The sequence below is a fragment of the Streptomyces sp. SM1 genome (assembly GCF_002910825.1).
GTDB classification, from domain to species: Bacteria; Actinomycetota; Actinomycetes; order Streptomycetales; family Streptomycetaceae; genus Streptomyces; species Streptomyces okerensis.
In genome coordinates this window covers 1-4,850 of the sequence record NZ_NEUB01000289.1, presented here as the reverse complement: position 1 = coordinate 4,850, position 4,850 = coordinate 1, and the positions used below count along the sequence as shown (strand labels likewise).

Below are 4,850 nucleotides of genomic sequence, written 5' to 3'. Positions count from 1 at the left end.
TCGTCGCCTCGCTCTTCGCCGTCCAGGCGGACCGCACCCAGGACCGGCTGGACGCCGAACGCGACCGGTCACGTGAGATCGCCCACGTTCTGGCCGCCCCGGACGCCCGTGCGAGCGGCGGCCGGGACGCGCGGGGCCGCACGATCGGAGTGATCGCCTCCGTATCGACACGCGGCGCGGTCGTCACTCTGGGCGGATACGACGACCCTCCGAACGGACGTGTGCGCCAGCTCTGGCTCATGGGCCCGGGGGAGCGGCCGCGTTCCCTGGGGCTCTTCGAGGGCGACACGCCCCTGGTCGCGTCCGGCCTCGACACCTCGGCGACATCACTCGCGGTGACCGTCGAGCCCGACGGCGGCTCGCCACAGCCCACCAGCCAGCCCATCGTGCAACTCGCCCTGAAAACGGTCGGATTCGGAGAGTAGTCGTCGCGGGTTCGTCAACACCCTTACGGGGAAGGTGAATCCCGTGACCTCGATACACGCGTGCCCGGCCGGGGAGATAGGGTTACCCTGCCCGGGCCGGGTGGACTCGTACGGGTGGGGAGTGACATGGAACAGATAACAGTGCGCAGCAGGGCCAGGGTCCCTGCGATCACCTGCGGCAGCGGCGCGAGCAGTTCGCGCCTCGACCGCCATCTCTCGGTTCTCGCGGGGCCGGCGGTCCCGCAGCGGGAGACGGCCGAGGCGACCTCGCTGATGCGTGAGCTGACCGCGCGTGAGCCCGTGCACGGCCGCGGCGCCAGGAGCTCGCGGGCCCGGACGAGCCGAGTCTCGCTGTTCGCCCCGCTGCGCCGACTGCGCCGCTCCCTCTTCGGCAGCCGGTAGCGCCCGCGCCGGACGGTCCCACCGTCCCGGCGCAGCGCCCCGCCCCGTCCGTCATCCCCGCGGCGCCCCCGGGCACCCGGCGCGCCGAGTCCTCCCCCTGTCCTCCGGCCGGCACCCCCGGCTCCACCCGGCAGCGATCCCGGGGGTCCGCCGGCCGCTCCCCTCCTTCCCGCGCCTCACCGCCTGCCGTGCGCGTACTCCCGCACCGCGAGCGGCACGAACACCGCGAGCAGCACCGCACACCAGGCCAGCGACCCCGCGTCGGGATGCGCCACCGGCCACGCCGCTCCTTCCGGCACGGACGCGTTGCCGAACAGATCCCGCAGCGCCGTCGCCACCGCGCTGATCGGATTCCACTCCGCCACCGTGCGCAGCCATCCCGGCAGCCCTTCGGTGGGGATGTACGCGCTGGACAGCAGCGGCAGCAGGAAGGTCGCCCCGCCCAGCTGACCGGCCGCCTCCTCGTTCCGGGTGAGCAGACCGAGGTAGATCCCGGTCCACACGCACGCGAACCGGAACAGCAGCAGCAGCGCCAGGGCGCCCGCCGCCGGTGCGCTCCCCTCCACCCGCCACCCGACCGCGAGCCCCACCAGCAGGAACGGCACCGTCCCCGCCGCCGTCACCAGTGCGTCCGCGAGGGCCTGGCCCAGCGGCACCGCCGCCCGGCTCACCGGCAGCGTGCGGAACCGGTCCGTCACGCCCCGGTGCACGTCCTGGGCCGACTGGAACATGCCGGTCATCACCCCACCCGCCGCCGTGGCCACCAGCAGTCCCGGCACCAGGAACGACCGGTACGCGGTGCCCGGCACGGCGAGCGCGCTGCCGAAGACGTAGCCGAAGAACAGCAGCATGCTGACGGGCATCGTCTGGCTGAGGATCATCAGCCCCGGGTTGTTGCGCAGCCGCCGCAGCTGCCGGCCGAGCATCGCGGTGCCGTCGTACGCCAACGTGTTCATGCCGCACGCTCCTTGTCGTCGGTGAGGCGGCCGGTGGGGGCCCCGGGGCTCCCGGTCAGCCGGAGGAACACGTCGTCGAGGGTCGGGGGTCTGAGGCTCGCGTCGAGCAGCGGCACGCCCGCCGCGTCCAGCGTGCGCACCAGGTGCGGGAGGGTGAGCGTCGCGTCCCTGGTGACCGCGGCGGCCGCGTTGCGCTCCCGGTCCAGGGAGGGCTGGGAGCCGGTGAGCCGGTCGAGCACCCCGGCGGCCGCCGCCGTCAGCGCGTCCGCGTCCGCGACGACCACCTCGGCGTGCGTGCCGACCAGCGCCTTGAGTTCGGCCGGGGATCCGGTGTGCGCGACGCGTCCCCGGTCCACCAGGGCGATGTCGTCGGCGAGCCGGTCGGCCTCCTCCAGGTACTGGGTGGTGAGCAGGACGGTCGTGCCCTCGCCGGTCAGCTCGCGCACCGCGTCCCAGATCAGCGCCCGGCTCGCGGGGTCCAGGCCGGTCGTCGGCTCGTCCAGGAAGAGCACCTCGGGGCGCCGGATCAGGCTCACCGCCAGGTCCAGCCGGCGGCGCATCCCGCCCGACCAGCCGGACGCCGGCCGGTCGGCCGCCTCCGTCAGCCCGAAACGCTCGAGCAGGTCGGCGGCCCGCCCCGCCGCCCCTCCCACCCGGTGCAGCCGGCGAACAGCCGCAGGTTCTGGCGCCCGGTGAGGTCCCCGTCGATCGAGGTGTCCTGTCCGGTGACGCCGATGCCGCGCCGTACGGCGGCGGCCTCCCGCAGCAGGTCGTGGCCCGCGACCCGCGCGGAGCCCGCGTCGGGCCGCAGCAGCGTGGTCAGCAGCCGGACAGCCGTCGTCTTGCCCGCGCCGTTGGGCCCGAGCATCCCGCACACGGTGCCCTCGGCCACCGCCAGATCCAGCCCGCGCAGGGCATGGACGTCCCCGAAACGCTTCTCCAGTCCCTCACTAAGTACAGCGTACGTAGTTGCCATGGGGTGACCGTAGCGCACTACGTACGCGGTACGTAACTACGATGGTGGGGAGGTGATGACCGATGGCGGGCCGAGCGGCCGAACCCGAAGTGATCTGGGCGCGCCGCGAGCGCACCGGCCGCGGCCCGAGACCGGCGTACACACGCGCCGACATCGCGGCGGCGGCGGTGCGGATCGCCGACGCCGAGGGCCTGGACGCGGTCTCCATGCGCCGGGTCGCCGCCGAACTGGGCTGCGGCACCATGTCGCTGTACAACTACGTCGCCCGCAAGGAGGACCTCCACGAGCTCATGGTGGACGCGGTCGGCGGCGAGCACGAGCTGTGGGAGCCCGGCGGTGACTGGCGTGCCGACATGCTCCGGGTGGCGCACCAGACGCGCGCGCTGATGCACCGCCACCCCTGGCTGCCCCGGCTGATGTCACCGGTCTACGGCTTCAGCCCCAACTCCCTGCGCTTCGTGGAGCACTGCCTGGCCTGCCTGGACCCGCTCCCGGTGTCCTACGGCACGCGGATGGAGCTGATCGCCATGCTCAACGCCGTGGTGACGATGTACGTCGGCAACGAGCTGGCCACCGCCGAGCGCACCCGCGCGCTGCCCTGGTCCGAGGAGCAGGAGAACGCCGTGCGGGCCGCCTATGTGGGCGGCCGGCTCGCCTCCGGCGCGTACCCCCGGCTGGCCGCCGGGATCACCGAGAACCCCGGGCCGGTCGACATGGAGGAGGTGTTCGAGCGGATGCTCGGCCGTGTGCTCGACGGATTCGACCCCGGCGACTGATCCCGCGGCCGGCGGAGCGGTGCCGGTCGGCCCTCCGGCTCTCCGGGTCCTCGCCTCGGGGGCAGTGGCGGTCAGAGCAGGGTGAGTTGGCCCTCCGGGCCCTCTTCCCGTGCGTCCAGTACCGATGCGGGCCGACGGGCGGGGGCCGGGACCGGGAGAACGCCCGCCCCGCGCAGTTCGGCCGCAGTGATCGGTGCGGGGATCGTGCGCTCCCTCAACGCCGCCCGCTGCGGGCGCAGTTCGGCGAGCAGGGCGAGGACCGTGATGAGCTCCAGGAGCTCCGAGGTCCAGGTCTGCGGCCAGGCGGGCGGCCGGACGGCGGCCAGCGTGCCCGGCTCGGGAGCCTCCGTGCGCGCCGCGAACCACTGCTCCAGCACGCGGACACCACCGGCCTCGAAGTCCCATGCCGCGGGCGGTACGGGGGCGACGCGGCCCTCGTCGAGCAGCAGGGCCTCGTCCTCCCGGTCGTAGCGCACCGCCGGCGGCCGGGAGGGCAGCGGCGCACGCACGTACGGGCGGCGTCCGCCCGGCAGCCTGGGCCGCTCCCCGTCGCGCCGCATCAGCCACAGCATCCGGCGGCCCACCGCCACACCCCGCTCCCAGGCCTCCGGATCCCCGGTGAGCGGCACCGCGAGGCCCGAGCGCGTGGGGCGGGCCACCGCCGTCGCCCAGGCGAGGACGTCCACGGGGGAGGGGCCGTGGCCGAGCCGGGTCGCGAGATGGTCCGTCAGCCCCGGCGCGAGATTGGGCTCGGCGGCGCCCGGCCGGCGGTACAGCGGGCGGACGCGCCCCGTGCGGAGCACGGGCAGCAGGGAGGTGGCGAGCAGCGGCGGTCCGGCGGAGTCGTCGGCGGCACCGCCCCGCCCGGTGACCGCCTCGACGGCGAACACCTGCCGCTCGTCCGCCACCCGCCACAGCTCCGGCCGGGCGGCGTCGATCAGCCGCTGATCGGGGATGAGCCACTGCTCGTCGAACGGGGCGCGCAGGACCCGTACCGGCTCGGGGCACGGGCCCGAGGCGCGGGCCAGCTTCTCCGTGCCGCCGCTCCGGCCCGGCAACTGCCCGACCGCCGTGTCCGGGGTGCGGGAACGGGTCGGCCGGAACAGGACCTCGCGGTCGGCACCCCCGGCCTTCATCAGGGCGTCCCAACGGGCCTTCAGGGACGCCGCGTCGGGGGCCGCCGGCCACCCCCGGCCGAGCCGCGGCGGTGCGACGGACCACGGCATGAGGTCCGCCAGCAGCGGAGCGTCGTCGGGCGTCACGCTGGGCATCGTACGACCCCGGACCCGGTCGGCGAACTCCCGCCCGCGGCGCG

At 75.1% G+C, this 4,850-nt stretch carries 5 protein-coding genes and 1 pseudogene; 3 read left to right on the top strand and 3 right to left on the bottom strand.

The genetic code is table 11. The features are described 5' to 3' along the window. On the top strand, positions 1-425 hold a 425-nt coding region (locus tag B9S61_RS07035; protein ID WP_146064740.1), incomplete at its 5' end, for an anti-sigma factor. 126 nt (positions 426-551) lie between these two features. Next, a complete protein-coding gene (locus B9S61_RS07030; RefSeq protein WP_103541470.1) occupies positions 552-827 on the top strand; it encodes a hypothetical protein in 276 nt (91 codons plus the stop codon). A 176-nt stretch (positions 828-1,003) separates the two neighbouring features. Here B9S61_RS07030 and B9S61_RS07025 read toward each other — a convergent pair whose 3' ends face one another. After that, positions 1,004-1,783, bottom strand: coding sequence for an ABC transporter permease (locus tag B9S61_RS07025; protein ID WP_103541469.1), 780 nt, complete (start codon positions 1,781-1,783; stop codon positions 1,004-1,006). Continuing rightward, a pseudogene (locus tag B9S61_RS07020) lies at positions 1,780-2,759 on the bottom strand (ATP-binding cassette domain-containing protein). Before B9S61_RS07020 ends, B9S61_RS07025 begins: the two are co-directional and overlap by 4 nt. Before the next feature lie 62 nt (positions 2,760-2,821). Here B9S61_RS07020 and B9S61_RS07015 point away from each other — a divergent pair. Further along, complete coding sequence (locus tag B9S61_RS07015; protein WP_103541468.1) at positions 2,822-3,535, top strand: TetR/AcrR family transcriptional regulator; 714 nt, start codon at positions 2,822-2,824, stop codon at positions 3,533-3,535. A 71-nt stretch (positions 3,536-3,606) separates the two neighbouring features. On the opposite strand, the gene B9S61_RS07010 is transcribed toward B9S61_RS07015, so the two are convergent. Further along, positions 3,607-4,806, bottom strand: coding sequence for a type ISP restriction/modification enzyme (locus tag B9S61_RS07010; RefSeq protein ID WP_103541471.1), 1,200 nt, complete (start codon positions 4,804-4,806; stop codon positions 3,607-3,609). Positions 4,807-4,850 lie beyond the last annotated feature (44 nt).

Coding starts and splice junctions, on each gene's coding strand:
- B9S61_RS07030 (WP_103541470.1), top strand. CDS start 552: ATGGAACAGATAACAGTGCGCAGCAGGGCCAGGGTCCCTGCGATCACC.
- B9S61_RS07025 (WP_103541469.1), bottom strand. CDS start 1,783: ATGAACACGTTGGCGTACGACGGCACCGCGATGCTCGGCCGGCAGCTG.
- B9S61_RS07015 (WP_103541468.1), top strand. CDS start 2,822: ATGGCGGGCCGAGCGGCCGAACCCGAAGTGATCTGGGCGCGCCGCGAG.
- B9S61_RS07010 (WP_103541471.1), bottom strand. CDS start 4,806: ATGCCCAGCGTGACGCCCGACGACGCTCCGCTGCTGGCGGACCTCATG.